This window comes from Bradyrhizobium sp. YCK136, from assembly GCF_044570075.1.
Lineage (GTDB): Bacteria > Pseudomonadota > Alphaproteobacteria > Rhizobiales > Xanthobacteraceae > Bradyrhizobium > Bradyrhizobium diazoefficiens.
On the sequence record NZ_CP172424.1, the window covers coordinates 4,256,239 to 4,282,002 of the forward strand.

At 62.8% G+C, this 25,764-nt stretch carries 26 protein-coding genes and 3 pseudogenes; 19 read left to right on the plus strand and 10 right to left on the minus strand.

Annotation, left to right across the window (positions count from 1 at the left end):
- The first annotated feature begins 12 nt into the window (after nt 1-12).
- Nucleotides 13-339, plus strand: coding sequence for an MliC family protein (locus ACFLEY_RS20305; protein WP_028171142.1), 327 nt, complete (start codon nt 13-15; stop codon nt 337-339).
- 110 nt (nt 340-449) lie between these two features.
- Here ACFLEY_RS20305 and ACFLEY_RS20310 read toward each other — a convergent pair whose 3' ends face one another.
- Complete coding sequence (locus ACFLEY_RS20310) at nt 450-653, minus strand: DUF2735 domain-containing protein (protein ID WP_011086940.1); 204 nt, start codon at nt 651-653, stop codon at nt 450-452.
- A complete protein-coding gene (locus ACFLEY_RS20315) occupies nt 631-918 on the minus strand; it encodes a hypothetical protein (protein ID WP_162185834.1) in 288 nt (95 codons plus the stop codon). Before ACFLEY_RS20315 ends, ACFLEY_RS20310 begins: the two co-directional genes overlap by 23 nt.
- A gap of 276 nt (nt 919-1,194) precedes the next feature.
- Here ACFLEY_RS20315 and ACFLEY_RS20320 point away from each other — a divergent pair, with 276 nt between their 5' ends.
- From ACFLEY_RS20320 to ACFLEY_RS20335, 4 genes and pseudogenes are all read left to right on the plus strand, one after another.
- On the plus strand, nt 1,195-2,229 hold the full coding sequence (locus ACFLEY_RS20320) for a glutamine synthetase beta-grasp domain-containing protein (protein ID WP_011086942.1): 1,035 nt from the start codon (nt 1,195-1,197) through the stop codon (nt 2,227-2,229).
- 196 nt (nt 2,230-2,425) lie between these two features.
- Complete coding sequence (locus ACFLEY_RS20325) at nt 2,426-3,127, plus strand: GrlR family regulatory protein (RefSeq protein WP_028171143.1); 702 nt, start codon at nt 2,426-2,428, stop codon at nt 3,125-3,127.
- Nucleotides 3,128-3,145: 18 nt separating this feature from the next.
- Nucleotides 3,146-3,832, plus strand: a complete 687-nt coding sequence (locus ACFLEY_RS20330) for a substrate-binding domain-containing protein (protein ID WP_060911778.1) — start codon at nt 3,146-3,148, stop codon at nt 3,830-3,832.
- Nucleotides 3,833-3,864: 32 nt separating this feature from the next.
- Nucleotides 3,865-4,684, plus strand: a pseudogene (locus tag ACFLEY_RS20335) (tetratricopeptide repeat protein).
- A gap of 89 nt (nt 4,685-4,773) precedes the next feature.
- On the opposite strand, the gene ACFLEY_RS20340 reads toward ACFLEY_RS20335, so the two are convergent.
- Entirely contained in the window at nt 4,774-5,232 is a 459-nt protein-coding gene (locus ACFLEY_RS20340; protein ID WP_060913070.1) for a hypothetical protein, read from the minus strand.
- A 114-nt stretch (nt 5,233-5,346) separates the two neighbouring features.
- Between ACFLEY_RS20340 and ACFLEY_RS20345 the strand changes: the two genes are divergently transcribed.
- From ACFLEY_RS20345 to ACFLEY_RS20355, 3 genes and pseudogenes are all read left to right on the plus strand, one after another.
- Nucleotides 5,347-5,817 (plus strand): hypothetical protein, encoded by a 471-nt coding sequence (locus ACFLEY_RS20345; protein ID WP_011086947.1) that lies wholly within the window; start codon nt 5,347-5,349, stop codon nt 5,815-5,817.
- A 57-nt stretch (nt 5,818-5,874) separates the two neighbouring features.
- Nucleotides 5,875-6,024, plus strand: a complete 150-nt coding sequence (locus ACFLEY_RS20350; protein WP_007609497.1) for a hypothetical protein — start codon at nt 5,875-5,877, stop codon at nt 6,022-6,024.
- Between the two features lie 265 nt (nt 6,025-6,289).
- Nucleotides 6,290-6,995, plus strand: a pseudogene (locus ACFLEY_RS20355) (GrlR family regulatory protein).
- A gap of 161 nt (nt 6,996-7,156) precedes the next feature.
- Here the strand turns inward: ACFLEY_RS20355 and ACFLEY_RS20360 are convergent.
- Together ACFLEY_RS20360 and ACFLEY_RS20365 are read right to left on the minus strand one after the other, a co-directional pair.
- On the minus strand, nt 7,157-7,684 hold the full coding sequence (locus tag ACFLEY_RS20360) for a hypothetical protein (protein ID WP_039184394.1): 528 nt from the start codon (nt 7,682-7,684) through the stop codon (nt 7,157-7,159).
- 124 nt (nt 7,685-7,808) lie between these two features.
- Nucleotides 7,809-8,147 carry a DUF3551 domain-containing protein gene (locus tag ACFLEY_RS20365; protein ID WP_370140254.1) on the minus strand — a complete coding sequence of 113 codons (339 nt, stop codon included), beginning with the start codon at nt 8,145-8,147 and terminating at the stop codon, nt 7,809-7,811.
- 197 nt (nt 8,148-8,344) lie between these two features.
- On the opposite strand from ACFLEY_RS20365, the gene ACFLEY_RS20370 reads away from it, so the two are divergent.
- Nucleotides 8,345-9,409: an IS630-like element ISRj1 family transposase gene (locus tag ACFLEY_RS20370; protein WP_026192128.1), complete on the plus strand. Its 1,065-nt coding sequence runs from the start codon at nt 8,345-8,347 to the stop codon at nt 9,407-9,409.
- Nucleotides 9,410-10,142: 733 nt separating this feature from the next.
- On the opposite strand, the pseudogene ACFLEY_RS20375 reads toward ACFLEY_RS20370, so the two are convergent.
- Together ACFLEY_RS20375 and ACFLEY_RS20380 are read right to left on the minus strand one after the other, a co-directional pair.
- Nucleotides 10,143-10,493 (minus strand): annotated as a pseudogene (locus tag ACFLEY_RS20375) (transposase); the annotation flags it as partial.
- Between the two features lie 359 nt (nt 10,494-10,852).
- Nucleotides 10,853-11,815: an AraC family transcriptional regulator gene (locus tag ACFLEY_RS20380; RefSeq protein WP_028171150.1), complete on the minus strand. Its 963-nt coding sequence runs from the start codon at nt 11,813-11,815 to the stop codon at nt 10,853-10,855.
- Between the two features lie 215 nt (nt 11,816-12,030).
- Here ACFLEY_RS20380 and ACFLEY_RS20385 point away from each other — a divergent pair, with 215 nt between their 5' ends.
- From ACFLEY_RS20385 to ACFLEY_RS20405, 5 genes are all read left to right on the plus strand, one after another.
- The gene (locus ACFLEY_RS20385; RefSeq protein WP_060911780.1) at nt 12,031-12,801 is read left to right on the plus strand and encodes an alpha/beta hydrolase; all 771 of its coding nucleotides are present in this window, start codon (nt 12,031-12,033) and stop codon (nt 12,799-12,801) included.
- Nucleotides 12,798-12,974 (plus strand): hypothetical protein, encoded by a 177-nt coding sequence (locus ACFLEY_RS20390; protein WP_171901095.1) that lies wholly within the window; start codon nt 12,798-12,800, stop codon nt 12,972-12,974. The genes ACFLEY_RS20385 and ACFLEY_RS20390 overlap by 4 nt, the downstream gene beginning before the upstream one ends.
- A 215-nt stretch (nt 12,975-13,189) precedes the next feature.
- Nucleotides 13,190-16,018: an ATP-binding protein gene (locus ACFLEY_RS20395; protein WP_396604742.1), complete on the plus strand. Its 2,829-nt coding sequence runs from the start codon at nt 13,190-13,192 to the stop codon at nt 16,016-16,018.
- A 150-nt stretch (nt 16,019-16,168) separates the two neighbouring features.
- On the plus strand, nt 16,169-16,930 hold the full coding sequence (locus ACFLEY_RS20400; protein WP_211434286.1) for an SDR family NAD(P)-dependent oxidoreductase: 762 nt from the start codon (nt 16,169-16,171) through the stop codon (nt 16,928-16,930).
- A 167-nt stretch (nt 16,931-17,097) separates the two neighbouring features.
- Nucleotides 17,098-18,720: an ABC-F family ATP-binding cassette domain-containing protein gene (locus ACFLEY_RS20405; RefSeq protein WP_060911783.1), complete on the plus strand. Its 1,623-nt coding sequence runs from the start codon at nt 17,098-17,100 to the stop codon at nt 18,718-18,720.
- Between the two features lie 69 nt (nt 18,721-18,789).
- On the opposite strand, the gene ACFLEY_RS20410 is transcribed toward ACFLEY_RS20405, so the two are convergent.
- Complete coding sequence (locus ACFLEY_RS20410) at nt 18,790-19,200, minus strand: hypothetical protein (RefSeq protein WP_129557568.1); 411 nt, start codon at nt 19,198-19,200, stop codon at nt 18,790-18,792.
- A gap of 175 nt (nt 19,201-19,375) precedes the next feature.
- Here ACFLEY_RS20410 and ACFLEY_RS20415 point away from each other — a divergent pair, with 175 nt between their 5' ends.
- A complete protein-coding gene (locus ACFLEY_RS20415; protein WP_060911784.1) occupies nt 19,376-20,251 on the plus strand; it encodes an MBL fold metallo-hydrolase in 876 nt (291 codons plus the stop codon).
- A gap of 186 nt (nt 20,252-20,437) precedes the next feature.
- Here the strand turns inward: ACFLEY_RS20415 and ACFLEY_RS20420 are convergent, their stop codons facing one another.
- Nucleotides 20,438-20,686, minus strand: coding sequence for a hypothetical protein (locus tag ACFLEY_RS20420; protein WP_011086960.1), 249 nt, complete (start codon nt 20,684-20,686; stop codon nt 20,438-20,440).
- A gap of 248 nt (nt 20,687-20,934) precedes the next feature.
- Between ACFLEY_RS20420 and ACFLEY_RS20425 the strand changes: the two genes are divergently transcribed.
- Nucleotides 20,935-21,393, plus strand: coding sequence for a cupin domain-containing protein (locus ACFLEY_RS20425; RefSeq protein ID WP_060911785.1), 459 nt, complete (start codon nt 20,935-20,937; stop codon nt 21,391-21,393).
- Between the two features lie 7 nt (nt 21,394-21,400).
- Here ACFLEY_RS20425 and ACFLEY_RS20430 read toward each other — a convergent pair whose 3' ends face one another.
- On the minus strand, nt 21,401-22,363 hold the full coding sequence (locus tag ACFLEY_RS20430; RefSeq protein ID WP_060911786.1) for an alpha/beta hydrolase: 963 nt from the start codon (nt 22,361-22,363) through the stop codon (nt 21,401-21,403).
- Between the two features lie 106 nt (nt 22,364-22,469).
- Between ACFLEY_RS20430 and ACFLEY_RS20435 the strand changes: the two genes are divergently transcribed.
- The 3 genes from ACFLEY_RS20435 to ACFLEY_RS20445 all read left to right on the plus strand — a co-directional run bounded on the left by ACFLEY_RS20435 (nt 22,470) and on the right by ACFLEY_RS20445 (nt 25,761).
- The gene (locus ACFLEY_RS20435) at nt 22,470-23,147 is read left to right on the plus strand and encodes a nitroreductase (protein ID WP_038966804.1); all 678 of its coding nucleotides are present in this window, start codon (nt 22,470-22,472) and stop codon (nt 23,145-23,147) included.
- 271 nt (nt 23,148-23,418) lie between these two features.
- A complete protein-coding gene (locus tag ACFLEY_RS20440; RefSeq protein ID WP_060911787.1) occupies nt 23,419-25,434 on the plus strand; it encodes an FIST N-terminal domain-containing protein in 2,016 nt (671 codons plus the stop codon).
- Between the two features lie 123 nt (nt 25,435-25,557).
- Nucleotides 25,558-25,761, plus strand: a complete 204-nt coding sequence (locus ACFLEY_RS20445; RefSeq protein ID WP_028171162.1) for a hypothetical protein — start codon at nt 25,558-25,560, stop codon at nt 25,759-25,761.
- Nucleotides 25,762-25,764: the final 3 nt, after the last annotated feature.

Here is a 25,764-nt window from a genome sequence, read left to right on the forward strand (position 1 = left end):
CAGGGGGCGATCATGAACCGGCACAAGGCCATTGTCTTGGCGAGCACCATGCTGGCGAGCGGAATCTTCGGAATGCGGCTGGCCGGTGCACAGACGTTCCAGACCTACCGCTGCGCCGATGGTACGCAGTTCATCGTCGGGTTTTATGACGCGGACAAGCGCGCCTTCCTCCAGATCGACGGCGAACCCGTCACGCTCGCCAAGCGGCTGACGGTCTCGGGCGCACGCTATTCGGGGGCGGGGGTCACGCTGAGGATAGGCAAGACGGGAGCGACCACCGTCAAGCATCTGAAGCGGCCGGTCACGGCCTGCGCAATGGTCGAAAAGCCCGGGCTCTAGCCGCGCTGCCATCAAGAATCAAAAAGGGTCGAAACCTCATTGTTTCGACCCTCTTCAAACTGCTGCCGGTCGCTCCAGGGAGCGTCGCGGGATTGAACCAAACGCAGGCATTAGCGATCCCATTTCGGCTTGGCTTCGTCGACGGCCTCCTGATGGTACCAGCTTCCGCTGCAGATCGTCTCGTTCACAGGAAGCGAGAGACGGTCGGCAGGAAGGCGGGCCTCACCGTAGCGGCGACCTCCGAGAGCCGCGCGGCCCCCGGCGGGGAATTGATAGATCTTTGCAGATCCCTCACTCAGACCATTGTTCATCATTGCGGTATCTCCTCGGGTCGAAGCGCTTGGCCTCCATGGTGCGCCCGACTCGTTCGATTGTGGTTACTGGAATCCCCATATCGGCCGCGCGCCCCGAAATGCAAAGTGCTGAAAAGGAAATCAGTTTCAGCTTATTTTCTAGGCAGCGTGCATTCTGCATCCTCCAAGGCACCAGCTTGGTGACTAACGCTTGGGCCATTGCGAAGGTTGCCGGCGATGGGGCGAAGACTTTGCGAAAATTGCCGGACGTTGATGCGCGTTTCATCGGCAACCTCCGGCACCGGCCGGCCTGCTCCAGAATCAGGCGTTTTCCGCGGGATTTTTGCAGTGCAGCTTCACGCAAAGGTGCGCCGCTATGACGCACGCCGCCGGGGACGACCGGCCGCTCGCGGGGGGGGGGGGGCGGCCGCGGTGGAAAACCTCCCGCAATGCGGCCTTTTGGCACGCTAAATGCTTGTAAACGGTCGGCCGATGGTGGCCGGGTACAAACGTGGGGGGCCCCCGGGCCCCCAACCTTTCGCATCATCTACAGAGAGGCTCAATGACCAAGTATAAGCTCGAGTACATCTGGCTCGACGGATATACGCCGACTCCGAACTTGCGCGGCAAAACTCAGATCAAGGAATTCGCGTCGTTCCCGACGCTCGAGCAGCTTCCGCTCTGGGGCTTCGATGGCTCCTCCACCCAGCAGGCCGAAGGCCACAGCTCCGATTGCGTGCTGAAGCCGGTCGCCGTCTTCCCGGACGCCGCGCGCACCAACGGCGTGCTCGTGATGTGCGAAGTCATGATGCCCGATGGCAAGACCCCGCACGCCTCCAACAAGCGCGCCACCATTCTCGACGACGCCGGCGCCTGGTTCGGCTTCGAGCAGGAATACTTCTTCTACAAGGACGGCCGTCCGCTCGGCTTCCCGACCTCCGGTTATCCGGCGCCGCAGGGCCCGTACTACACCGGCGTCGGCTTCTCGAACGTCGGCGACGTCGCCCGCAAGATCGTCGAAGAGCATCTCGACCTCTGCCTCGCGGCCGGCATCAACCATGAAGGCATCAACGCGGAAGTCGCGAAGGGCCAGTGGGAATTCCAGATCTTCGGCAAGGGCTCCAAGAAGGCCGCTGACGAAATGTGGATGGCCCGCTACCTGATGCTGCGCCTGACCGAGAAGTACGGCATCGACATCGAGTTCCACTGCAAGCCGCTTGGCGACACCGACTGGAACGGCTCCGGCATGCACGCCAACTTCTCGACCGAGTACATGCGCACGGTCGGCGGCAAGGAGTACTTCGAGGCGCTGATGGCTGCCTTCGACAAGAACCTGATGGACCACATCGCCGTCTACGGCCCGGACAACGACAAGCGTCTGACCGGCAAGCACGAGACCGCGCCGTGGAACAAGTTCAGCTACGGCGTGGCCGACCGCGGCGCTTCGATCCGCGTGCCGCACTCCTTCGTCAACAACGGCTACAAGGGCTATCTGGAAGACCGTCGCCCGAACTCGCAGGGCGACCCATACCAGATCGCTTCGCAGATCCTGAAGACGATCTCGTCCGTGCCGACCGAGAAGAAGGCGGTCGCCTAAGATCCTCCCGGCCCGGGCGAGGGGGCTGGCCCGGGTTGGCATTCAATCCGCCGGAGCTGAAAGGCTCCGGCGGATTTTTTGCATTTTGATGACGGCCGTTCCTGTGGTCCGCCGGCTGTGATGAGGTGAATTTTGTCCATCGTCATCGAAAGCGGGATAGACTGTGCCCGGATGTGCGCAGGGCCGGGGACGGCTGGTGTTTGAGGGTTTCTACAAGGTGCGGTTTCAGCTCGGCGACGCCGTTGGCCGGAGCGTGATGCATGCCGGCAATGGCAAGATGCTCGGCGGCAATTCGGCCTTCGCCCATATCGGCACCTACGAGAAGACCGATGACGGCGTCGACATCGTCATCAAGACCGTCCGCCACAACCCCGATCCGAACTACCGCGCCATGGCCGGCACCGATGACGCGACCTTGCTGGCGAAAGGCCGGGCCGACGGCGATCTCTATCGCTTCAAGGGCGAGCTGAAGGAGCTGCCGGGCGTGCCGTTCCAGTCGGTGATGACGCCGATCACGGAGGACGAGGTGCCGATCGCCGGCGGCGTCGGCGAGGGCGGCATCGCCGATGGCCTCTATTCGATCCACCTGCGCATGCTCGACGGCGTCGACGGCGGCCTCACCGGCGTGATGCTGCTCAACCAGGGTCGCATTCTCGGCGGCGATGCCGCGTTCTACTATCTCGGCAGCTACACCGCCGCGAACGGCCGCTGGAAGGGCCAGATCCTCAATCAGGAGCACACGCCGGCCAAGGACGATCCGATCTTCGGCGGCCACGAGGTCGGCATCGGCTTCTCCGGCAGCTACGACGCGGAGCAGGCGGTGCTGGAGGCAACCGCGCTCGCCGGCAAGCGCAGCCTGCGCCTGACCGCAGCGCTCAAGCTGATGCACCGCGCCTGATCTCATCCGGGAAGACACATGGAAAAGACCATCCGCATGCTTTCGACGCTCGGCCTGATGGGCGCGATGCGCAGCCTGTCCACCGCCTTCGAGACCGCTAGCGGCATCCACGTCGAATCCGACTTCGCGCCGACCCTGGCGCTGCTCAAGCGGCTGCGCGACGGCGAGGCCGCCGATCTCGTCATCCTCACGCGCGAGGGGCTCGACGAGATGATCGGCGAGGGCCGCGTCGTCGCGGAGAGCGCGGCCGATCTCGCGCGCTCCTTCGTCGGCATTGCCGTGCGGGCAGGGCAGGCGCATCCCGACATTGCCACCGAAGCTGCGCTGCGCAAGACGCTGCTTGCGGCGCGGTCCGTCGCCTATTCGCGGCTGGGCGCCAGCGGCGTCTACTTCGCCCAGCTGATCGTCCGGATGGGGATCGCAGCCGAGATCAACGCCAAAGCCACCATCGTCGAACAGGGCTTTACCGCCGAGCGGCTCGTCAACGGCGAGGCGGACCTCGCCGTGCAGCAGATCAGCGAGCTGAAGCAGGTCGACGGCATCGAAATCGTCGGCCCGGTCCCGCACGATTTGCAGACGCCGGCCGTGTTCTCCACCGGCCGCATGGCGAACGCGAAACAGGCCGAAGCCGCGTACCTGCTGCTGCGCTACCTGGCATCGCCGGAGGTCGTGCCCGTTCTCCGTCAATCCGGACTCGAGCCTTGAATTTGCCGGGGCGGGGACGCAACGTGGTGCCCATGCGGACCTATCTTCTTGCCATTCTCCTTGCGCTGGCCGCGCCCCTCGCGGCGCATGCGCAATCGGCCGACCTCGTCCTGTGCGACCGGGTTGCGGCCGATCCCAGCGATCCCGACAAGCCGGCCGACGTGAAGGGCGTGGCGGAGGTCGCTGCCTCCGACGTCGCGACCGCCATCAAATTCTGCAGGCAGGCCGCGCCATCCTCGCGGCGCGCGATGTTCGAGCTCGGCCGCGCCTATGCCGCCGGCCGTCAGGGCGGAGGCGATCGCCGCCTGGCGCAAGGCGGCCGACAAGGGATCGAGCGCGGCCATGGTCGAGCTCGGTGTGCTCTACGGCACGGGATCAGGAGTCGCGAAAGATGAGGCGCAGGCGCGAAAGCTGTTCGAGAAGGCGGCGCAGGCCGGCAATCCCCGCGGCGTCAGCAATCTTGCCGCGCTCGGCGGCGCCGGTGGTGCCGCGCCGGCCGATCCCGCGCAGGCCCGCGCGCTGCTGGGCAAGGCCGCCGAGACCAACGCGGAGGCGCAGTATCAGCTCGGCCTGATGCTCTCCGAAGGCACGGGCGGTGCGAAGGACGACGTCGCGGCGCGCGCGCTGTTCGAGAAGGCGGCCGCGCAAAACCATCCCGGTGCGCTGGAGCGGATGGGCGCCTTCGCGCAGGAAGGCCGCGGCGGGCCGAAGGACAAGGATGCCGCAAAAGCCTATTACGAGCGTGCTGCCGCGCTCGGCGACGAGGACGCCAAGGCTGCGCTGGAGCGGCTGCGCTGCCCCTACGCGATCAAGGACAAGCAGGGCAAGCTCGTCACCACGCTGTGCTTCTAAAGCGCGCGATGAGATCGCGCTTTAGAATTATTGTTTGAGCATGATCCTTTCGGGAAACCGCTGCCCACTTTTCCGGATCATGCTGTAGCTCACTTCATGTAGTAGGCGAGATTGTTGCGGGCGTCGCGATAGGTCGTCTCGAGAAAATCGGGATATTCCGCGGCGGCCTGCGCCACGGCGCGTACGACGCAGTCCCAGAAATCACCGTCCCATTTGAAATGGGCATCGGCCGCGCCCTCGAATTTGACGGCGGTGATGATGGCCTGCCTGATCGCGTTGTCGTCGGCGCGAGGATGAGCTCGCTTCACATAGCCGAACATCGACCCCTCATGGGCATGGTCGCGGTCGTAACGATATTTCTCGGCCATCTGCTGCGGCGAGAGGGTGCGATTGATGCGGACCTCCTCGGCGGTCGGGCGCCCCTCGATCGAATCCAGTCGGTAGCGCCAGCGCCAGAGTTCGAACGCGGCATCGAGCAGCGGTTGCTTCGCCGCGCTGGCGATGAAGGCCTCGATCTGCTCTTCGGCGGATGGTTCGGTCCGGTTCATGCCCCTTTGTCGTGCGCGTGCGCCGACGGGTTCGACGCCGCCCTTGATCGAGCGCAAGGCTCCCGGGCACCGCGCCAGCGTACACTTGCTTCTCACGGGAAATGGAGACCTGCGATGAGGCTTCGGGGGTGGATGCTGGCGCTGGCCGGCTTTGGCGCGCTAACCGCCGTGGCAACGGCGCAGGACCTCAAATCGCCATCCTCGGACCAGTATGTGCCGCGCCTCGGCGACATCATGGGCGCCGCGCAGACGCGTCACCAGAAACTCTGGCTGGCCGGCAAGGCCCAGAACTGGGAGCTCGCGGCCTATGAGCTGCGCCAGCTCAAGGCCAGCCTGGTCGAGGCCGCCGTATTCTATTCAGGCATTCCCGTCGGTAATGTCACGACCTTGGAGCCATCGCTGCAATCGATGTCCGACGCGCTCACGGCGAAGGACGGCCGCAAATTCGCAAAGGCCTTTGGCGATTTGACCGAGGGCTGCAACACCTGCCACCGGTCGATGAAGCGCAACTTCGTCGTCATGAAGGTTCCTTCCGACCAGGCGCCATTCGCCAATCAGCAGTTTGCGCCGCCATCCAAGCCGTGACGGAACGGATTTCGCGCGCAGCGGGTTGAATCCGAAAACCCGACAGGAGGCGTGATCATGATCCGCAAACTGGCATCCGGCGAGTATCGCCTTTACTCACGCAAGGTGAATCCGAAGACCGGCAAGCGTCGCAACCTCGGCACCTTCAAGAGCCGCGCGGCGGCCGAGAAGCACGAGCGCGAGGTGCAATATTTCAAGCGTCACTAGCGCGGGGCGAGGCGGCCGGGACCACGCAGAACAAAAAAGTCGAAAAACAACCCCATGCACAGTAGCCGGGGCACTGAAATCGCAACGAAATCACGGATTGCGGATTTGGCGAATCTCGGTTGACCCGTCGGGCAAAACAGGGGCATGATGGCATCATGCAGCGAGGGGTCCGGCGAGCGGCCCTGCGCGCAAAAGCCGGATGGCCTTGGCGCGGCGGCAGTGCTAGGTAGCCTCGATTCTTTTCCGATTTTGCGGGTTGATTGCGTTGCTGGACGGACTCTACAAGGTTGAATACGGCGTCAACGATGCGTTCGGCCGCAGCATCATGTGCCTGCACGACGGCAAGATGCTGGGCGGCAATTCGGGCTTCGCGCATCTTGGCACCTATGTCGAGCGCGATGGCGAGACCATCGCCGAGGTCATCACCGAGCGGCATAATCTGGATCCGAACTACAAGCCGCTGATGGGCGCCGACGTCGCCTCGATCGGGGCACGCGGGAGGCTGCACGGCAACCAGATCCGTCTGGAGGGCGGCGCGGACACCATGCCGGGCGCAAAATTCTGGGCCAATCTCACCCGGCTCGACGACGAGGCGGTGCCTCCGAGCGGCGCGGTCGGCCCTGGCGGCATCGTCAACGGGCTCTATGGGATGAGCCTGCGCGCGCTTGACGGTGTCGATGCCGGACTCTCCGGCGTGATGCTGCTGATCGACGGCCGCATCCTCGGCGGCGATGCGTTCTTCTACTATCTCGGCTCCTATTCATCGGCCGACGGCCGCTGGAAGGGTGAGATGCTCAACCAGGAGCACACGCCGGCGAAAGGCGAAAATCCGGTGTTCGGCGGCTATGAGGTCGGGATTGGCTTCTCCGGGACTTGCACGGCGGATAGCGGCGAAGCTCGAAGGCATCGCGCTCGCCGGCAAGCGCAGCCTGCGCCTTGCGGCCTCGCTCAAGCTGATGCGGCGGGCCTAGGGCGTGTCCTCATAAATTCGTCGCGTCCGCTTTGCTGTTGGAAGGCGACGTTGAATCCGATACGTCTGGATGTCGGCCGTGGGCCAACAGGCGACATCACGCCCTTCGTCGATCACAAGGGCATGCGTTGCGCATCAAGTTCGTTATGGGTCAACTCAGGCTCATCCGCCTCGCGCGTCGCGTACCGCCTGCGCGACTTTCGTCGCCTGCGACACTCGTCCGATCTTTGCGCCTGCAATGGTCTTTCTTCGGCGTGTGCTTGCCTTCGGCACCATGCCTTCGTTCGCGGTGGCTCCGGCTGGGGGATAAATCGTGAAGTTCGCCGCTCGATGCAGCGCGAGAGCCTTTCGAGCCGCTTCGACATGCGCGGTCCGAGCTGCCAGGTTGTGAAGACGCCGAAGCTCGTTGTTCAACCGCTTCAGCGCCGCGGCGAAGACTTGCTTGCGTTCTGATGCATGCTCGGCGGTTCCTGGAAAGCTGGCTCCGCGAGCCTCGGCTTTTCCGCGCCCCTGTCGCTGCCTTTGTCGGCCGAGCGTTCGCTCCTTATTGCGCATCTTGCGCAAGCGGGGTCGCATGGCCTCAAGCTCAGCGATTTCGACGTCATAGATGGCAGGATGGTGCGTGAGGCGGATCGTCTCATATTCTTCGTGGCTGAGGAGGCTGCGTTCGAACTTGCAGGGGACCGACATTCTCATCCCTCCATTTGATTCCTTGAAATTCAGGCAGAACGGGACTCATCCAGGTCGACGATTTTCTCAATAATCAAGCCGCACCCACCAACAATTATCGGCCCGGTGCGCCCGCGGCGCTCAACTACTGTCTGCCCTGCCGCGAGCGTCCGAATGCATGGCGCGGATTGACCCCGCAGGACGCATGTGTGCCGGAGGCAGCCGTCCTGCACTGCTGGAGAGTCGAGAACTGGCAGTTGCCGGGATGGCCCCAGCGGCGGCCTTGTAGGCAGTAGCGATCTGCGACCGCGGGCGAGAGTGATCCGACTGTGACCAAGATCAAAATGGTGGAGACCGCAGCAAACAGAATACGGCACATCGGAGTCCTCCTGTACTCGTTGGGTGAGTGCTCACCTGTGCTCCACTGGGTTGGAAAGGCACCGGGACCAAGGTCGACTGTAGCTTCAGCGTTCCGGATGATCATCCGATCAAACCCGTAAAGTTCGCAGTGAATTTCCCGAGATCCTGCGTCGGTGCGGAGTTTTCATGCCGGAGGGCCGGTTGGGGTCAAAAGCGCCGTTTGGAAGGTCGGCCAGTTGCTTTCTCTCTACCCCGATAAGCGAACAATTTCGGCGCTAGTACCCACTTTTCTTGGAACGTGAGTCGTGATTCAAGGTCGGGATGATACCCGAAGCAAGAGAAGTCCACCTTTCGAGGAAAGATCGCAAGGTGCTTGAGGCGTGCTGTCGCTCACCGGTGACGTTGCAGCGCGATTTGAAGCGGGCGCGGATAGTTCTGTTGGCGGCGGATGGGCGCAGCACCCGGTCGATCGCCAAGGAAGTTGGGGTCCAGCCGCGGATTGTCAGCCTTTGGCGGCATCGCTATGCCGACCATGGCCTTGAAGGGCTGCAAGACAAGCCGCGGCCTGGCAAGCAGCCGATCTATACGAAGACGACCGACAAGCGGATTCTGAAGCTGCTGGATAAGCCGCCACCGCAAGGGTTTGCGCGCTGGACCGGCCCCCTGCTGGCCGAGGCGCTGGGCGATGTCGATGTCCAATATGTCTGGCGGTTCCTGCGCAGCCACAAGATTGACCTGGTGGCTCGCAAGTCCTGGTGCGAGAGCAACGACCCGAACTTTACGGCCAAAGCCGCCGATGTTGTCGGCCTCTATGTCGCGCCGCCGGCGAAGGCCATTGTGCTGTGCGTGGACGAGAAGCCCTCGATCCAGGCTTTGGAGCGAGCGCAGGGTTATCTGAAGTTGCCCAATGGCCGCGCCTTGACCGGCCAAAGCCACGATTACAAGCGGCATGGCACCACAACATTGTTTGCGGCGCTCGAAGTCGCCACCGGAAAGATCATCGCGACCCATTCAAAACGCCGGCGCCGCGTCGAGTTTCTCGATTTCATGAACAGCGTCACCGCGGCTTTTCCGAACCGCAAGCTTCACGTCATCCTCGACAACCTCAACACCCATAAAAAGAACGAGGACTGGCTCAAGGCCCACCCCAACGTGCAATTTCATTTCACGCCGACAAGTGCGTCATGGCTCAATCAGGTCGAAGTATGGTTTTCCATCTTGCAGGGGCAGTCGCTCAGCGGCACCTCCTTCACGAGCCTCAAGCAGCTTCAGGAACACATCGATGCCTACGTCAACGCATACAACGACAGAGCCGAGCCCTTCGTCTGGACCAAGAAAAAGGTCCGTCAACGCCGTTTCAAAGGCCGCCGTATCACTCAGCTCTGATTCCGGGTACTAGCTGCGGAGATCTGCTATTTGATCACCTCGTCGGCGCTTGCACTCGACATCTGCGTCGCAGGGGAATGAAAGCAGCCCGCTCCGCATTGGGGCGAAGCCGGACATCAACCGGCGGACATTCAATTGTGCTCAATTTGCCCGCCAACTCGCTGAGCCGAGAGTAGCCTCAAGAGAGGCTTCAATGATCCTTCCCGTAAGGGATGCCTGCCAGATCACGAACAGGGCATCGCGGCGGGACTAAAATGCCTCGCGCTGACCATGATTTCGAGCGTATATTTGCCAAATCTGGGCGATGGCAGGGCAGTTGCAGTGACGGCTCAGTCCCACAAGACCGCAGAAGAGGAGTACGAGGAGCAAGTTCGCATCCTCGTCCGTATCGTTTCATGCTGCACATTGGGGCTTTTCGCTTTCGCTGCGGGCCTGCTGATTGGGACCTTTCTGTTCTCGTGATCGAAGATGAATGACCGGCCTCCGGGCGCGGTTCTGTTTGGCTTGGGCTTCACGAAAGTTACAAGTCTCGCTTTGCCATGGATTTCGCATGATCACGTGCATGCCGTTGGACGACAACGGCTTGATCCATGTCGTGAAGTGTCAGCTATCGCAACATGCATCCTTCGAAGGGGCGACATTGCCGGGCTGCAATATCCTAACTCAGCCTCAATGTCCTTGAGGGTCAAAAAGCCGACATCGGGCCAACGGCCGTAGTACGTCGGCTATGGGTCGCCGCACCATTGTCCTTCCGGAAATCGGCGATCGTCTTATGATCGGGAGCCAGGCGGCCGATCAGCCACATCACCTCGATATTGCGGCACGCCTCACGTTCCAGGCGGCGACTGGACTGCACCCGATTGAGATAACCGTAGATGTAAAGCTTCAGAAGGACTGCCGGATGATAGGAGGGCCGGCCCGTCTCCTTGGCGATCGCACGCACAAACCCCATTCCATGCAGGTCGAGCGCCTCGACGAACACATCGATCACATGGACCGCGTTGTCCTCGCTTACCCAATCCTCCAGACATTCCGGCAAGAGCGTCAGCTGGGATCTGTCCGCGCCTTCAACGAAGCGTCCCATCCGTATCCCCCATCAGGAAACGGAGGAATCGTAGCCGACTCGTGGCTTTTTACACAGCCAGGGTCATGAGCCGGCGATGATGACCAAGCGGGGCGACGTCCGCTTTATCTTCGGAAGCCGACGGTCATGAGTACTCGCCCTAGCGCCTCGTCACGGAGCCGGACACGCCGCCCCGGTCTTCACCCAGGCATCGACCAGCGCGCCGGCAAGCGCAGCCTGCGGCTGGCGGCCTCGTTCAAGCTGATGCGAAGGGCGTAGGGCGGGTACTCATGAATTCGTCGCGTCTGCTTTGCTGTTGGAAGGCGACGTTGTCGGCGATGGGCCACTTGCAGACATGGCGACGGCGCGCGTGCTCGAGGTCAATCGGATACGTGTACTTCCGAATTGCCCGATTGCGCGTAGCCTCCGTCGGCGCGTCGAGAGGCTCGGTAGCGGCCTGGCGAATGTCCGTGATGCCGGTGAAACAGCTTCGAAAACGCCGCCGCTGTCTCGTAACCAACCCGGCTGGCAATCCGCGCGATGGGCTCATCGCTTGTTTCGAGCAGAAACGCCGCCTCCGCCATTCGGCGTTCGATCACATAACGGTGCATGGACTGGCCGACGAGCCTGGTAAAGCGCGCCGAAAATGCCGAGCGGCCGAGCCCGACGCGACGGCCAAGGTCGCTCAGCGTCCAGAGCTGCTCCGGACTTTCGTGAATTAGCTTCAGCGCCGGTCCGATATGGGGATCAGAAATGGCCCCGATCCAGCCGCCTTGTCCGGGACTGAGAGACGCGATCCAGCTTCGCAGCACCTCGACGAAGAGCACTTCCGTCAGTCGTGAAAGCGCGACGCCTTGGCCAGGACGCTCGAGCGCGGACTCGCTCATCATGCGGCGCAGGATTGCTTCAAGCCAACCACGGTCCGCCGTCGGCTTCAGCAAGAGCACGGGTGGAAGCAACTCCAGCACGCTGCCAAACATCGGCCGCGACACCGTGAAATTGCCGCAGAGCATGGTCGAGAGCGGCTTTGCACGGCTGCCGTGACGAAGGAATCCGAGGCGTGGCGACGACCGTTCGATATCCGCGATGCGCAAAGGCTCGGCCCGGCGATCCGAATAAAACACATGGGGCTCGCCGCGCGTGATCACGACAAAATCGCCCTCGGTCATCTGGATTTCCTCTCCCTGTTCGAGCGCGAGGGTCGCCGAACCCTGGCTGAGATAGTGAAACAGGGCGTAGGGGCGCGCCGGCAACTCAAGATGCCAGGGATGGCCGAGCTCGAAGTGGAAGAGCAACGTCCCGCCGAGACGAACCCGATCGAGCACCTGGGTGAGGATGTCCATGCGGTCCAGATTAGACCGGTGGACGATCGGACACAACATGCGGACGATTGATCCCTATCGTCCGAAATGCCCGCGGAATAGATCATGCCGCAGCGGGCCGACGGTAGGTGCGGCAACCATTTCGCCGACGGCGGATGGAAGAACCGCGACCTTGCAGGAAACGCCTGTCCATCCCCCCGGACTGATTTCGTCCGACATGCCAACAGGAACATTCAATGCGAAATATCCTTCTCTCAGCCGCCACTGTACTCCTGGCCGGATCGACGTTGGTCGGCTCCGCCCAATCCGCCGAACTGCCCAAGGGAGCAGCGCACAACATCGTGCTCGTGCACGGCGCTTTCGTGGACCAGACGAGCTGGCAGCCGGTTGCCGATATTCTCACGAAGAAAGGCTATAACGTCACGCTCGTGGAAAATCCGCTCACCTCGCTCGTCGCTGACGTCGATGCCACCAAGCAGGCGCTGGCGAGACAGGATGGCAGGACCGTTCTGGTCGGCCACTCCTGGGGCGGCGTGGTGATCACGCAAGCCGGCAACGATCCCAAGGTTTCGGCGCTGGTCTATGTGTCCGCCTTCGCGCCGGAGGTCGGCGAATCCCTGGCGTCGCTGGCAAAGGCCGGCCCGCCGACCGAAGGCGGCAACGCGATCCATCCCGACGCGAAGGGCAATCTGTACATCGATCCCAAGATTTTTCCGTCGGCCGTCGCGGCTGACCTTCCTCCGGAGATCGCTGAGCACCTGGCCAACTCGCAGCTTCCGTTGAATCACGTTGCGTTCGAAGCCCCCGTCAGCATTGCGGCCTGGCACGACAAGCCGACGTTCGATGTCATCACCACGAAGGACAAAGTCATCGCGCCCGAGGCCCAGAAATTCTTCGCGACAAGGATGAAGGCTGAAACGACGGAAGTCGCCGGTAGCCATGCCTCGCTTGTCGTGCACGCGAAGGTGGTCGCTGAGGTGATCGAAAAGGCCGCGCTCGTGAAGTGACGGTACGACTCCCGGCGCAGTCGCGCCGGGAGCGCCCACGCTCGCAGAGCGCCTGCAAGGGCGGCTTCTCCGGGACTTGCACGGCGGATAGCGGCGAATTCGAAGGCATCGCGCTCGCCGGCAAGCGCAGCTTGCGACTGGCGGCCTCGCTCAAGCTGATGCGAAGGGCCTGAGGGGCCGCATGTGCCTCGCGAAGCGCGTCATAAAAACGTGCGAATTTGCAAAGACGCCAAGATGTGACTGACTGTCACATGGAAGAAGCGCTCGCGGCACTGCGATGATTTGAAAGCAGTGCGTCAACTGCTGCCCACTGCCGATTGACGCGCAGGATTGCGAGACGAGCGGCTATTCCTGTGCACGAAAGCTCAAGGAAAGGCCTGGTATGGTCATGAGCATCGACTCTGCCGAAAGTTCCGATGCGGAAGTATTCTTCGGTCGCTTCCAACTGGACAAGCGTCGTCGGCAACTCCTGAAGGATGGAGTTGAAGTTCGGATCGGCTCGCGCGGTTTCGACATACTGATTGCGCTGACCGAGCGCGCCGGCGAACTCGTCAGCAAACGCGATCTCCTATTCTCCGTGTGGCGTGACGTTGTCGTCGACGAGGCCGTCTTGAGAGTGCACGTGGCCTCCCTTCGCCGGGCCTTGGGCGAAGGTCAGGATGGCGCGCGTTACATCGTCACTGTTTCCGGTCGGGGCTATAGTTTTGTGGCTCCGATCGAGCGCAAACGTGGCAATGGGCTTGCATCTTCTGGATACGTTCCGCCCCCCAGGCATGGACGCCAATTCCCGTCGATCCCCAGATTGTTCGTTGGACGGGACGAAGTCGTCGACGACCTCTGTACGCTCATCGTGAAGCAGCGTTTTGTCAGCGTCGTTGGAGCTGGCGGTATCGGCAAGACTACCGTGGCCGGGGCTATCATTCGCCGGCTACAAGCCGAATTTGGCGATGAAGGCGCCGTTTTTGTCGATTTGGGCGCGGTTGACGAACCTGGCCTAGTCGCTGGGGCGGTTCTCTCCGCGGTCGGCTGCCCGCTCGGAGGAGCCGAGCCCCTTGCGGAACTTCTGGGGTTCGTTGCCGGTAAGCGAATTCTAATCGTGCTGGATAGTTGCGAACATCTTCTCGATGCGGCCTCGCATTTGGCCAGCCAACTGTTTCAGTGTACTTCCGGCGTTTGTCTGCTTGTCACGTCGAGGGAAGCATTGAACGTCGAGGGCGAGATTGTGCACCTTCTCAGCCCTCTTGCTTGCCCAATCGACGACGTTCCGAGCGCCGCGGATGCCATGGCGACCCCGGCAGTGAGGCTGTTTATGGATAGAGCCTCATCCGCTGGTTTCGAGGGGGCGCTGAATGACGCTGATGCGCCGGTCGTTTCTGAAATATGTCGCCGTACCGATGGCATCGCGCTGGCGATCGAACTGGTCGCCAGCCGAGTGGGGACCTATGGCCTTCGGGGTGTTGCGGGTCTGCTGGCCAGCCATATGGAGCTGTCACTGACAGGCCAGCGAAACGCTGTCCCACGACACCGCACGCTCCAGGCGATGCTCGATTGGAGCTTCAGGTTGCTTGCCGAAAGCGAACAGCGTGTTCTTTCCCATCTTTCCATATTTGTCGGTCTGTTCACGATTGAGGCTGCCTGCTCCGTTGCCGGAAGTGGGGAGCGAAAAAGCGCCGAAGTCGAGATCGCGATTGCGAGGTTGGTGAACAAATCGCTCGTCTGGGTTCATCTGGTCGGTGATACCGTGTTCTATCGTTTACCCGATGTGACGCGCACGTATGCTGCGGCCAAGCTCGTGGAAATCGGGGAGGCTGAACCGGTTTCCCTGCGCCACGCGCTCTATTTCGGTGCTTTTTTCAAGGCAATCGCGCTCGAGCAGGGGGCTTACGCTGACATCGGGCGTTATTCGCCTCACATCGGAAACGTGCGGAAGGCGCTCGAGTGGAGCTTCTCAAAAGAGGATCGCTCGATCGGCATCGAGCTTGCCGCAGATTCCGCCCCTTTGTTTCTCGGTCTGTGGTTGCTGGTCGAGTGCCGGCGTTGGTCGGGGTTGGCACTGAAAGCGATTGCGAATTTCGGCCGACTCTCGCATCGAGAGGCACGCTTGCAGGAGGCATATGCAGTCTCGTCACTGCATACCTTGGGTAATACGACCGAAGTTCAGGCCGCCATACGGCGCGGGCTGGCACTTCACGAAGCGAGCGAAGAAGCATTGCCACAGCTGCGACTGCTGGCCGGACTCAACCTTTTCCTCACAAGGCTCGGCGACTTTGAAGGAGCATTGGCTGCAGCGACGAGATGCAGAACTGTAGCCGAGCTAAGCGGCTCATTGAGCGACAGAATTATTGCCGAATGGATGCTGGCGGCGGCTTGCCACCTCGCTGGCGATCAAGTCGCCGCGGTGGCGCATTGCAAGTGCGGTTTCGAGCTGGAGACGTCAATTGGTCGGCTCGACATCAATCTGTTTGGATATGATCACCGTCTGCGCGCCGAGATCGCACTGGCACGTTCTCTATGGTTGCTGGGCTCCCGCAAGCAAGCTCGCAAGCAGGCGCTCGAGGCGATGAACGAGGCAGCCCGGTTGGCTCCGGCGGCGAACTATTGCATGGCGGTGGTCCACTCCGTCCCGGTGCTGCTGTGGAGCGGGAACACCGGTGACGTTGCCGACCATGTCGATCGTGCAATCTCACTGGCTGAGAAGCATTCTCTCCGAGGTCATGCAGCAGCCGCTCAGGCTCTGAGGGGAGAGTGGCTTTTCATGAGCGGGAGGCCCGCCGACGGCGTCGAGGCGCTGCGCCAGGCGCTGAGAGGGCTCCACCGTGAGCAACTTCACATGGTCATCCCGGCGGCATCCCGCGCGCTCGCCGATGGACTTGCTCGAAGCGGAAGGTATGACGAGGCGCGCGAGACCATTCAATCGGCAATTCTATTTGCGGAGCGGATGCGCCAGACGTTCTGGATGCCGGAATTGCTACGCACGCAGGCGCAAATCATCCTGACGAGCCCAAATCCCGACCGCAAGGCAGCAGAGCTGGCGCTTCGTCGATCGATGGATAGTGCAAGAAGCCAACGAGCATCAGGGTGGGAGCTGAAGGCCGCTGTTCCGCTGGCGCGGTCGATGAAAAATCGAGGCCTAGGAGCTGATGCGCACGCGCTGCTTCAACGGGTCTTCGAGGCACGTCCAGAAGTATCGAGGTCGACTGCCCGTCCCTTGCATTGAGCGCTTCGGGTGCAAGATGTCGATCTGGCCAGTCTCCAGGTGACCCGGCAGACGTCAGAATTTTTCATTTTCTAACAGCTTCTAACGCGCGCCGCGCTTCGGAGCGGCGGTAGCGTCAATCTGCCGGATTGGGGTTATCAGGAGAGCGTGATGAAGCAGCGGGGAAGAATTGCGTTGATCACCGGCGGAAGCCGAGGCCTCGGGCGAAACACGGTGCTCAATCTCGCACGGCGAGGCGTCGATGTCATGTTCACCTACCATTCGGCCGTCGCCGAGGCCGAAATGGTCACGCGAGAGGTCGAGCAAATGGGGCGCAGAGCGAGGGCCTTGCAACTCGACGTCGGACGAACGAGTACATTCGAAACCTTCGTCTCGCAAGTTCGAGAGGCACTGGGCGAAATTGGCGCGATCCGTTTCGACTATCTCGTCAACAATGCCGGTATTTCCCACCATAATTCACTTGAGAAGACGACCGAAGCAGAGCTCGACGACATATACCGGGTGAACTTCAAAGGCGTCTTTTTTCTCACCCAAAAATTGCTTCCATTGATGAGTGACGGTGGCCGGATCGTAAACCTCTCGAGCGGGCTCGCACGGATCATCATTCCCGGAAGCGGTCCCTACGGCGCACTGAAGGCCGCAATCGATGTGTTGACCCGCTACCAGGCAAAGGAATTCGCCTCTCGCGGGATTGCCGTCAACGCGGTGGCTCCGGGTGCGGTACAGACAGATTTCAGCGGAGGGATGGTCCGGGACAATCCGGAGCTTAACAAGCAGGTTGCCGGGATGACGGCCCTTGGCCGGGCTGGCGCTCCCGATGACATCGGCCCGATGATCGCATCGTTGCTGTCTGACGATAATCGCTGGGTCAATGCGCAGCGGATTGAGGTTTCGGGGGGCATGGCGATTTAGCCTGCCAGGAGGCGCAGACGGCCGCTCCGACCGGCTCCTGCTGCGGTCCAGCCCTGCCATGCAATATTTACCCGCTGGCAACCGGTGCCTCCGGGCCCCGCCGGGCTTCCCCTGGGAGCCCGCATGGCCTATGACGCTGCAACGCAAAATTCCCCCAAAATGACCCCATGATCCGCCTCGACAACGTCAGCAAGCAAGCCGGCCACCAGATCCTGTTCATCGAAGCCTCCGCGGCCCTCAACAAGGGCGAGAAGATCGGCCTCGTCGGGCCGAACGGCGCCGGCAAGACCACCCTGTTCCGGATGATCGCCGGTGAGGAACTGCCCGACGAAGGGCAGGTCTCGACCGATCGCGGCATCACCATCGGCTATTTCAACCAGGACGTCGGCGAGATGTCCGGCCGCAGCGCCGTGGCCGAGGTGATGAACGGCGCCGGTCCCGTCAGCGAGGTCGCAGCCGAGTTGCGCCAGCTCGAGGCTGACATGGCCGACCCTGACAAGGCCGACCAGATGGACGAGATCATCGCGCGCTATGGCGAGGTGCAGCACGCCTTCGAGAAGCTCGACGGCTATGCGCTCGACGGCCGGGCGCGCGAGGCGCTGTCCGGCCTCGGCTTCAGCCAGGAGATGATGGACGGCGATGTCGGCAAGCTCTCGGGCGGCTGGAAGATGCGCGTGGCGCTCGCCCGCATCCTCTTGATGCGCCCCGACGTCATGCTGCTGGACGAGCCGAGCAACCATCTCGATCTGGAAAGCCTGATCTGGCTGGAAAAATTCCTGCACGATTACGAAGGCACGCTGCTGATGACCTCGCATGACCGCGAGTTCATCAACCGTGTGATCTCCAAGGTGATCGAGATCGATTCCGGCTCGCTCACGACCTATACCGGCGACTACGAGTTCTACGAGCAGCAGCGCGCGCTGAACGAGAAGCAGCAGCAGGCGCAGTTCGAGCGCCAGCAGGCGATGCTCGCCAAGGAGATCAAGTTCATCGAGCGCTTCAAGGCGCGTGCCTCGCATGCCGCCCAGGTGCAGAGCCGGGTGAAGAAGCTCGACAAGATCGAGCGGGTCGAGCCGCCGCGCCGCCGCCAGAGCATCGCGTTCGATTTTCCGCCGGCACCGCGCTCGGGCGAGGACGTCGTGGCGCTCAAGAGCGTCCACAAGGGCTATGGCAGCAAGCGCATCTATGATGGCCTCGATTTCATGATCCGCCGTAGGGAGCGCTGGTGCGTGATGGGCGTCAACGGCGCCGGCAAGTCGACGCTGCTCAAGCTCGTCGCGGGCGCGAGCGAGCCGGACCAGGGCACGGTGGCGGTCGGCGGCAGCGTCAAGATGGGCTATTTCGCCCAGCACGCGATGGACCTGCTCGACGGCGAGCGCACCGTGTTCCAGTCGCTGGAGGACGCGTTTCCGACCGCAGGGCAGGGCTCGTTGCGCGCGCTCGCCGGCTGCTTCGGCTTCTCCGGCGACGACGTCGAGAAGCGCTGCCGCGTGCTCTCGGGCGGCGAGAAGGCGCGCCTCGTGATGGCCAAGATGCTGTTCGACCCGCCGAACTTCCTGGTGCTGGACGAGCCGACCAACCATCTCGACCTCGCCACCAAGGAGATGCTGATCTCGGCGCTGTCGGATTTCGAGGGCACCATGCTGTTCGTCTCGCACGACCGGCATTTTCTGGCGACGCTGTCGAACCGCGTGCTCGAGCTGACGCCCGAGGGCATCCACCAGTTTGGCGGCGGCTACACCGAATATGTCGCGCGGACCGGGCAGGAAGCGCCGGGGTTGCGGTCGTAGCGGCGGCCTGTAGCCCGGATGGAGCGTAGCGCTCCGGGATCAAAACGCTGTTGGCGCTCGTCTTGCGTTCTATGTCAGGTTTCGCCGAAGCCACTCCAGGCGCTCTTGCTCTTCTTCAGGGGGGCGGCGCTGGACGAGGACGAACCCCACAAGTCGATCGGCTTGGTCCAACCAAAAGGTGCCGTACCACTCGGCGGTGGCGAACGCCGTGAGGGTAAGGATCTCCGTCGGATGCAATTTCTCTAGAGCGGACAGCAGCGAATGAAAGCCGTATGTGACAATGCCGGCCTCTGTCGCGCTCACTTGCCTGATCCTGCAAATTCGCAAGGACTCGTCTGCCTGCCCGAAGCTAGCTTCTTCTCCAGACGGAACGATTCTGGTCAGGTCCGACCGCTTTAGGAAGCCAAGAGCCGCCTCGGCGTCTTCGCTCGCCGGTAGCGAACCGATCACCCGAGCTAGCAATTCGACTGGGACAGCCACAGCATCTCTCCGAGGGGCACCGTGTTATGCTAACATTGGTGTGGAGTTTGCCAAGAAGCGACATGCCGTTCGGCTCGCACAACGATGTACCGGGGGGCTGAGCTAGCATTCCGATACATGCCTTGACGCGTCGATGCCTCGCGCTACGCTCCCTTAAAAAAGGAGCAAAGCAACCATGAAGCAACTGCGGATCGGCGAGATCACCATCGACGCGGTGATCGAGCGGGAAGGGCCGTGGCGGCGGCCGCAGGATTTCTTCCCGGCCTATGACGAGGTCGTGTTCAGGCGTCATCTGCCGACGATGGAGCCGGAGGTGTTCGACACAGCGCGCGGCATGATGGTCATCACCTATCAGACGTTCGTCGTGCGCACGCCGCGCTACACGATCCTGGTGGATACCTGTACCGGCGAGGACAAGGGGCATCCGCCGCCGTTCGACTTTCCCGGCAAGGAGCGCTGGCGCAACGAACTGTTCGCGCTCGGCATCTCTTTCGAACAAATCGACTACGTCTTCTGCACGCACCTTCACATCGATCACACCGGCTGGAATACGACCCTGCGCGACGGCCGCTGGGTGCCGACGTTCCCGAATGCGAAATACGTCTTCCACAAGGGTGAGTATGCAGCCTGGGAGGCCGAGAACGCCAAGGGCAGCAACCCGCCCGGCACCGTCTTCCGCGACAATTGCCTGCCGATCGTCGAGGCCGGGCAGGCGCTGCTGGTGGACGATGACTACGCGCTCGATGACACCGTGACGCTGACGCCGACGCCGGGGCATTCGCCCTGCCATTGCTGCGTCAACATCTTCTCGAAGGGCCAGCGCGCGGTGGTCGCGAGCGATCTCATGCATCACCAGATCCAGTGCCGTGAGCCGGACTGGTCGGCGATGCCGGATTGGGATGCGAAACAGTCGGCGGTCTCGCGGCGAAAGTTCTTCGCCTCCGTCGCCGACACCGACACGCTGATCCTGCCGATCCATTTTCCGGCGCCGACGGTCGGGCTGATCAAGCCGCTGGACGGGGCGTTCGACTACCGGTTCAAGCGGGAGTGATGGCGGCGAAACTCGTAAGCGCGTAGGCAGGTCTCGTGTCCCGGACGCGGTGCGGCGCGCAGTGACGCTCCGCTGAGCCGGGACCCATCTCTCGGAATGCACGTGAAAGCGTGGGCCCCGGCTCTGCAGCGCATCGCTGAAGAAGCGCTGCGCTGCGTCCGGGGCACGAGAGTGTCGCAGCCCGCGTTACGCGCTGACTTCGCACTTCTTCATGAAGCTGTTCTTGGCGGCACCGGCCAGCGGCTTGCCGTCGGCGCTGACGGCCTTGGGCGTGCAGGCGTCGGCCTTGCACTTCTTCAGGAACGAGGTCTTGGCCGCTCCCGCCAAGGGCTTGCCGTCCTTGCCGACGGCCTTGCTCTCGCAGGTGTCCTCCGCGAAGGCCGAGCCTGCTGCAAAGGTGGCGACGATCGCAGCCAGGAAAATACGTTTCAGCATGGGTGTCTCCCTAAACCAGAAATGGTGCGGAGATTGGAGCCGGGAATCGTGGCGCAATCAAGCAGGATCGGCGCGTGCCGGGCGCGGGCGCTGATATTTTCGCTGCGCGCGATGAATGCATTCCGCCTTGACGCGCGCGGCTCCGGGCCGGCCTCCGGATTCGCGCCCGCCGCTTGCTGCACTGCGCGCTGACCGCGCGGCCGAGACCTGTTAGGCTGACCCCATTCCAGCAGGAACGGAGCGTTGCCATGGATGCCGTGACGAGCCCGCAGACCGCCGACCAGCATTCTCATCTGGTTCAACCCGCGACAATGGAATGGCAGAAGACGCGCTTTCCCGGCTGCGAGGCCAAGACCTTGCTGTTCGATCGCGGCACGGGCCTGATGACGGCGTTGATGCGCTTCGCGCCGGGATCGGTGCTGCCCGATCACGAGCATGTCGGCATCGAGCAGAGCTACGTCATTGAAGGCGCTCTCGTCGACAAGGAGGGCCCAGCCAAGGGCATCGCCTGCAAGGCCGGCGAATTTATCTGGCGCGAGGCGGGCAGCCGCCACGCCGCCTGGTGTCCGGACGGGGCCTTGATCCTTGCGATCTTCCAGGTGCCGAACAAGTTCTTTGAAGCCGACGGCCGCGTCGTCGATGCCGCCGGTCAGGATTGGGACGAAACGTGGGGGCACACGGCGGCGCAGCGGGCGCCGCGCATCTAGCCGGTCCTCATATGCCGCGCGCGAGCAGCGCCTTGAAGTCGGCGCGTGCACGCTGCGCCTCGGCCCGCGCGACGTCCGAGGCGTCGCCGAGACCAAAATAGCCGTGGATCAAGCCTGGGCCCTCATGGTGCTTGACGCGCACGCCGGCGGCCTCCAGCGCCCGTGCATAGGCGGCGCCCTCGTCGCGCAGGGGATCGAACCAGGCGGTGGCAATGATCGCGGGTGCGAGGCCGGCAAGCGAAGCCGCGCGCAGCGGCGAGACGCGCCAGTCGGCGCCGTGGCCGGGATCGGCGAGATAATGGCCGCAGAACCATTCCATCACGGCGCGGGAGAGGAAGTAGCCGTCGGCATTCTCGGCGCGCGAGGGAAAGCGCGCGTTCTCGCGCGCATCGGCATAGTGGCCTGCGACGTCGGTCACGGGATAGACCAGCAGCTGCGCGGCGAGCTTGATGCCGGCATCGCGGCAGGCAATCGCGGTGGCGGCTGCGAGATTGCCGCCGGCGCTGTCGCCGGCGACGCCGAGGCGCCTTGAGTCGCCGCCAAATTCCGCGACGCGGTTGAAGATGTCACGCGCCGCGGCAAAGGCATCCTCGAAGGCGCCGGGAAAGCGCGTCTCCGGCGGGCGACGATAGTCGACGGAGACGACGACCGCGCCGGTCTCGATCGCAAGATTGCGCGCCTGCCGGTCATGGGTCTCGAGATCGCCCGCGACCCAGCCGCCGCCGTGGAAGAACACCACGGTCGGCGCGGGATCGGTACCGATGCGGTAGAGGCGTGCATCGAGCGGGCCGGCACCGCCTTTCACCTTGATATCCTGCACCGTATCGACCGATGGCGGCGGCACGGCCGCACGCGCGGCAGCCAGTGCGCGCAAGGAATCACGGGCGCTCTGTGGCGTCATCGTGGTCGGATCGCGAAGCGGCAGCAGCGGAATGATCTGGGCGATGACGGGATCGAGCGGTGCGGCCATTGCGGGTCCTTCCACGGCAGGGTTCTTGGTCTTGCTTGCGGGTTAGCATAGATTTTGCGCGCCGCATCGGCAACTGCCAGACGGGTCTGCGCCAGGGAGGTTGAGGTTGGAATTCGAAACGTTGGTCCAGTCGCGCCGCAGCGTGCGCGGCTTCAAGAACAAGCCGGTGGCACGCACGGTGATCGAAGCGATCATCGAGAGCGCCAAGCGCGCGCCGTCGTCGATGAACACCCAGCCCTGGCACGTTCATGTGCTGACAGGCAGCCCGCTGGAAGAGCTGCGCCGCCGCAACATGGAAGAGATGGTCGGCGGCGCCAAGGTCAAGCGCGACATCATCAGCCATGGCGAGTACCAGGGCGTGCATCGCACCCGGCAGGTCGACATCGCCAAGAAGCTGTTCGGCGCGATGGGGATCGCACGCGACGACAAGCCGATGCGACAGGACTGGGTGCTGCGCGGCTTCCGCCAGTTCGACGCGCCGGTCTCGCTGGTCTTGACCTATGACCGCGTGCTCGATCCCGGCGCGGTCTGCCATTTCGATCTCGGCGCGCTCTGCTACGGCATCGTGCTCGCAGCCTGGGACCGCGGGCTCGGTTCGGTGATCAACGGGCAGGGCATCATGCGCTCCGACATCGTGCGCGAGGTTGCGAAGATTCCGGAGGACGAGGTGATCATGACCTGCGTCGCGATGGGATATCCCGACGACGGCTTTGCCGCCAACGCGGTGCGCTCGGATCGTGAGGCGAACAGCGACTTCGTCCGGTTCGTCGGATTCGCCGAGTAGTGCACGCAGGCGTGGATGTGTTGGCGCCACGGAATCGTGCCGATGTCCGTTGCAATGCCGCCGGCGCGAGGGCGCCGCGCGGATTTGATCTGGATCAAATGCACTGATGCGATCGGTATCATGAGCCCGCGAAACGATGCGACGCCGTAATCCTACGGTGCGCATTCACGGCACAAACGCGCCTGCGCCGCGCGCTTCCTAACCGAATGGCAATTTCGAATCCGTAGTTCACTCCTTTGAGACGCGTCGCGCGTCGAACAAGGATATTGCCATGCTCTCGTTGTTTTCCCAGGCAAGTCACAAGCAGCCCGCGCCGTCGATCGTTGCGGAGGTACGGGAAGAGGCTCCGGCGGTTCGTGAGGCCTGCGCGATTCGGGTGCTGGAGAGCGACGACCGGCTGCAAAATATTTCCGAGGGCGACTTCGTCGTAGAGGGCGCGCGGTCGCCGCTGGTTCTCGCGTTCATCTCGCCCCACTGCGACTTCGCGCGCGTTGCATCGTCGTTGCAGAGGCTGGCGGGGTCGACGCCGGTGATCGCGATGTCGACCGCGGGCGAGCTGTGCTCGGCGGGCCAGTCGCTCTACAAGCCGACGGGGTCGAACTGGTCGTCCGTCGTCGTGCAGGTTTTTCCGGCCGATCTGTTTCAGTCCGTCAGCATCCACAGCGTCCGCCTCCACAACGACGACATCCGCAAGGGGGAGCCGTCCAGGGCCCATGACGCGCGCATCGAAGCGATCACGCGCGAGGTCGCCGCGATAAGGACGCCCTTCGCGATCGACGTGCGCGATACGATCGCTTTCGCGCTCGTGGACGGCGTGTCGGCGTCGGAGAGCTACTTCATGGAGGCCGTGTACAGGAGCGGCAAGTTTCCGTGCGGTTTCGTCGGAGGATCCGCCGGCGGCAAGCTCGACTTCCAGCATACCCATCTCTACGACGGCAGGCAGGTGCTCGAGAACCATGCGCTGATCGTCTTCATGAAGCTGGCGCCGGGCCGCGCCTACGGTATCTTCAAGACGCAGAACTTCAAGAAGACCGGAAAATCCTTCGTCGTGATGGACGCCGATCCGGATCGTCGCACCGCTTCGGGCGTCATGGAAGGGAGCGAGATCAAGCCGTTCGCCTCCGTGGTGGCGAAGGCGCTGAACACGATTCCGGCGAACCTCATGTCGATGATGACGAAGCACTCCTTCGGCATCGAGGTCGGCGGAGACCTGTTCGTGCGCTCGGTCGCGGGCATCGATGCGGACAGCGGCGTCGTGTCGTTCTTCTGCGACGTCAATTCGGGCGACAGACTCGAGTTGCTGGAAGCCACCGATTTCGTGGACCAGACGCGGCGCGACCTCGAGGCCTTCCTGCGCGACAAGCCGCCGGCGATCGGCGCGATCCTCAACGACTGCATCCTGCGCCGCCTGAACAACGAGAGCCAGCTCCGCAAGATGAGCGGCATGTGGCCGATGCCGGTCGCGGGTTTTTCCACCTTCGGGGAGCTGTTCGGGATCAACATCAACCAGACGCTGACCGCGATCGTGTTTTTCGACGTCAGGGAAAAGCCGCTGAACGATCCGTTCATCGAGACGTTCCCGATCCACTACGCGCATTTCGTCGAATATTTCACGCGCACCCATCTCAACCGCATGGTCATGCTGAACCGGATCAAGGACGACATCGTGCATCGTCTGACGGAATATCTCAGCGCCAGCGCCACGCTGAGCGGGAAGGTCGAGGGCGCGCTGCGCCAGACGGCTTCGATCAACGCGATCGTGGAGGAGATCCGCTCGGTCATCGTGGCGAGCGCACAATCGGCGGCGCGGGCGACCGACACGACGGCATTGTCGCAGGAGTTCGCCGGCCTCACTCAGGCCATGAACGGGCTACGGGACATCCTGAAGATCATCGACACGATCGCGGGCCAGACCAACCTGCTGGCGCTCAACGCGACCATCGAATCGGCGCGCGCGGGCGAAGCGGGACGGGGCTTCTCGGTGGTGGCGACCGAGGTGAAGAAGCTCGCGCAGGACACTAAAACCAGCCTCACGCGTACCCACGCCTCGATCGGAGGCATGAAAACATCGCTCGAGTCGCTCGGAGCCAATATCAACGACACCCGGGGCCAGCTGATCCAGACCCAGGAAGGCTACAACAGCATCGTGACGCAGATCGAGGAGATGTTCAAGAATCTTCAGATGATCAACACCGTGCTATCGGACCTCGAGAGCTTCGTGCGCGACCGCAACGGGGCGTTGACCAGCGCCATGAGCGACATCGAGACGCTCAAGCGGATTGGGTAGGGCACAGAGCCTGCCGCTTCGCAAATTTCGGTGACGACCGTTCAGATCGCACTTGCATTCTCTTCGCGCCAGCAGGAACAATGTGCCTCGTGAGAGGTTTGTTGCTGGCGCGAGGGAATAGGCATGCGGCGGCTGGCTAGCCTGATTCTAAGGTTCTTCGGCCCGCGAGTGCGGCGCCCGATCGATGATGATCCAAGTCTTCCTTTCTCAGCCGACGAGTTCGGCCGATTGATCCGCAGCGGCAAACGAGAAGACATGAAGCTGCTGGCCGAGGGCCTCGCCTGCCGCTCCATCCCCCGCCGCGCCAAATACCGGGCGACGCACTAGCGT

Excerpts from the sequence above, each read along its gene's own strand:
- ACFLEY_RS20305 (WP_028171142.1), top strand. The coding sequence starts at position 13 with ATGAACCGGCACAAGGCCATTGTCTTGGCGAGCACCATGCTGGCGAGC.
- ACFLEY_RS20310 (WP_011086940.1), bottom strand. The coding sequence starts at position 653 with ATGATGAACAATGGTCTGAGTGAGGGATCTGCAAAGATCTATCAATTC.
- ACFLEY_RS20315 (WP_162185834.1), bottom strand. The coding sequence starts at position 918 with ATGAAACGCGCATCAACGTCCGGCAATTTTCGCAAAGTCTTCGCCCCA.
- ACFLEY_RS20320 (WP_011086942.1), top strand. The coding sequence starts at position 1,195 with ATGACCAAGTATAAGCTCGAGTACATCTGGCTCGACGGATATACGCCG.
- ACFLEY_RS20330 (WP_060911778.1), top strand. The coding sequence starts at position 3,146 with ATGGAAAAGACCATCCGCATGCTTTCGACGCTCGGCCTGATGGGCGCG.
- ACFLEY_RS20340 (WP_060913070.1), bottom strand. The coding sequence starts at position 5,232 with ATGAACCGGACCGAACCATCCGCCGAAGAGCAGATCGAGGCCTTCATC.
- ACFLEY_RS20345 (WP_011086947.1), top strand. The coding sequence starts at position 5,347 with ATGAGGCTTCGGGGGTGGATGCTGGCGCTGGCCGGCTTTGGCGCGCTA.
- ACFLEY_RS20350 (WP_007609497.1), top strand. The coding sequence starts at position 5,875 with ATGATCCGCAAACTGGCATCCGGCGAGTATCGCCTTTACTCACGCAAG.
- ACFLEY_RS20360 (WP_039184394.1), bottom strand. The coding sequence starts at position 7,684 with ATGTCGGTCCCCTGCAAGTTCGAACGCAGCCTCCTCAGCCACGAAGAA.
- ACFLEY_RS20365 (WP_370140254.1), bottom strand. The coding sequence starts at position 8,147 with ATGATCATCCGGAACGCTGAAGCTACAGTCGACCTTGGTCCCGGTGCC.
- ACFLEY_RS20370 (WP_026192128.1), top strand. The coding sequence starts at position 8,345 with ATGATACCCGAAGCAAGAGAAGTCCACCTTTCGAGGAAAGATCGCAAG.
- ACFLEY_RS20380 (WP_028171150.1), bottom strand. The coding sequence starts at position 11,815 with ATGGACATCCTCACCCAGGTGCTCGATCGGGTTCGTCTCGGCGGGACG.
- ACFLEY_RS20385 (WP_060911780.1), top strand. The coding sequence starts at position 12,031 with ATGCGAAATATCCTTCTCTCAGCCGCCACTGTACTCCTGGCCGGATCG.
- ACFLEY_RS20395 (WP_396604742.1), top strand. The coding sequence starts at position 13,190 with ATGAGCATCGACTCTGCCGAAAGTTCCGATGCGGAAGTATTCTTCGGT.
- ACFLEY_RS20400 (WP_211434286.1), top strand. The coding sequence starts at position 16,169 with ATGAAGCAGCGGGGAAGAATTGCGTTGATCACCGGCGGAAGCCGAGGC.
- ACFLEY_RS20405 (WP_060911783.1), top strand. The coding sequence starts at position 17,098 with ATGATCCGCCTCGACAACGTCAGCAAGCAAGCCGGCCACCAGATCCTG.
- ACFLEY_RS20415 (WP_060911784.1), top strand. The coding sequence starts at position 19,376 with ATGAAGCAACTGCGGATCGGCGAGATCACCATCGACGCGGTGATCGAG.
- ACFLEY_RS20420 (WP_011086960.1), bottom strand. The coding sequence starts at position 20,686 with ATGCTGAAACGTATTTTCCTGGCTGCGATCGTCGCCACCTTTGCAGCA.
- ACFLEY_RS20425 (WP_060911785.1), top strand. The coding sequence starts at position 20,935 with ATGGATGCCGTGACGAGCCCGCAGACCGCCGACCAGCATTCTCATCTG.
- ACFLEY_RS20430 (WP_060911786.1), bottom strand. The coding sequence starts at position 22,363 with ATGGCCGCACCGCTCGATCCCGTCATCGCCCAGATCATTCCGCTGCTG.
- ACFLEY_RS20440 (WP_060911787.1), top strand. The coding sequence starts at position 23,419 with ATGCTCTCGTTGTTTTCCCAGGCAAGTCACAAGCAGCCCGCGCCGTCG.
- ACFLEY_RS20445 (WP_028171162.1), top strand. The coding sequence starts at position 25,558 with ATGCGGCGGCTGGCTAGCCTGATTCTAAGGTTCTTCGGCCCGCGAGTG.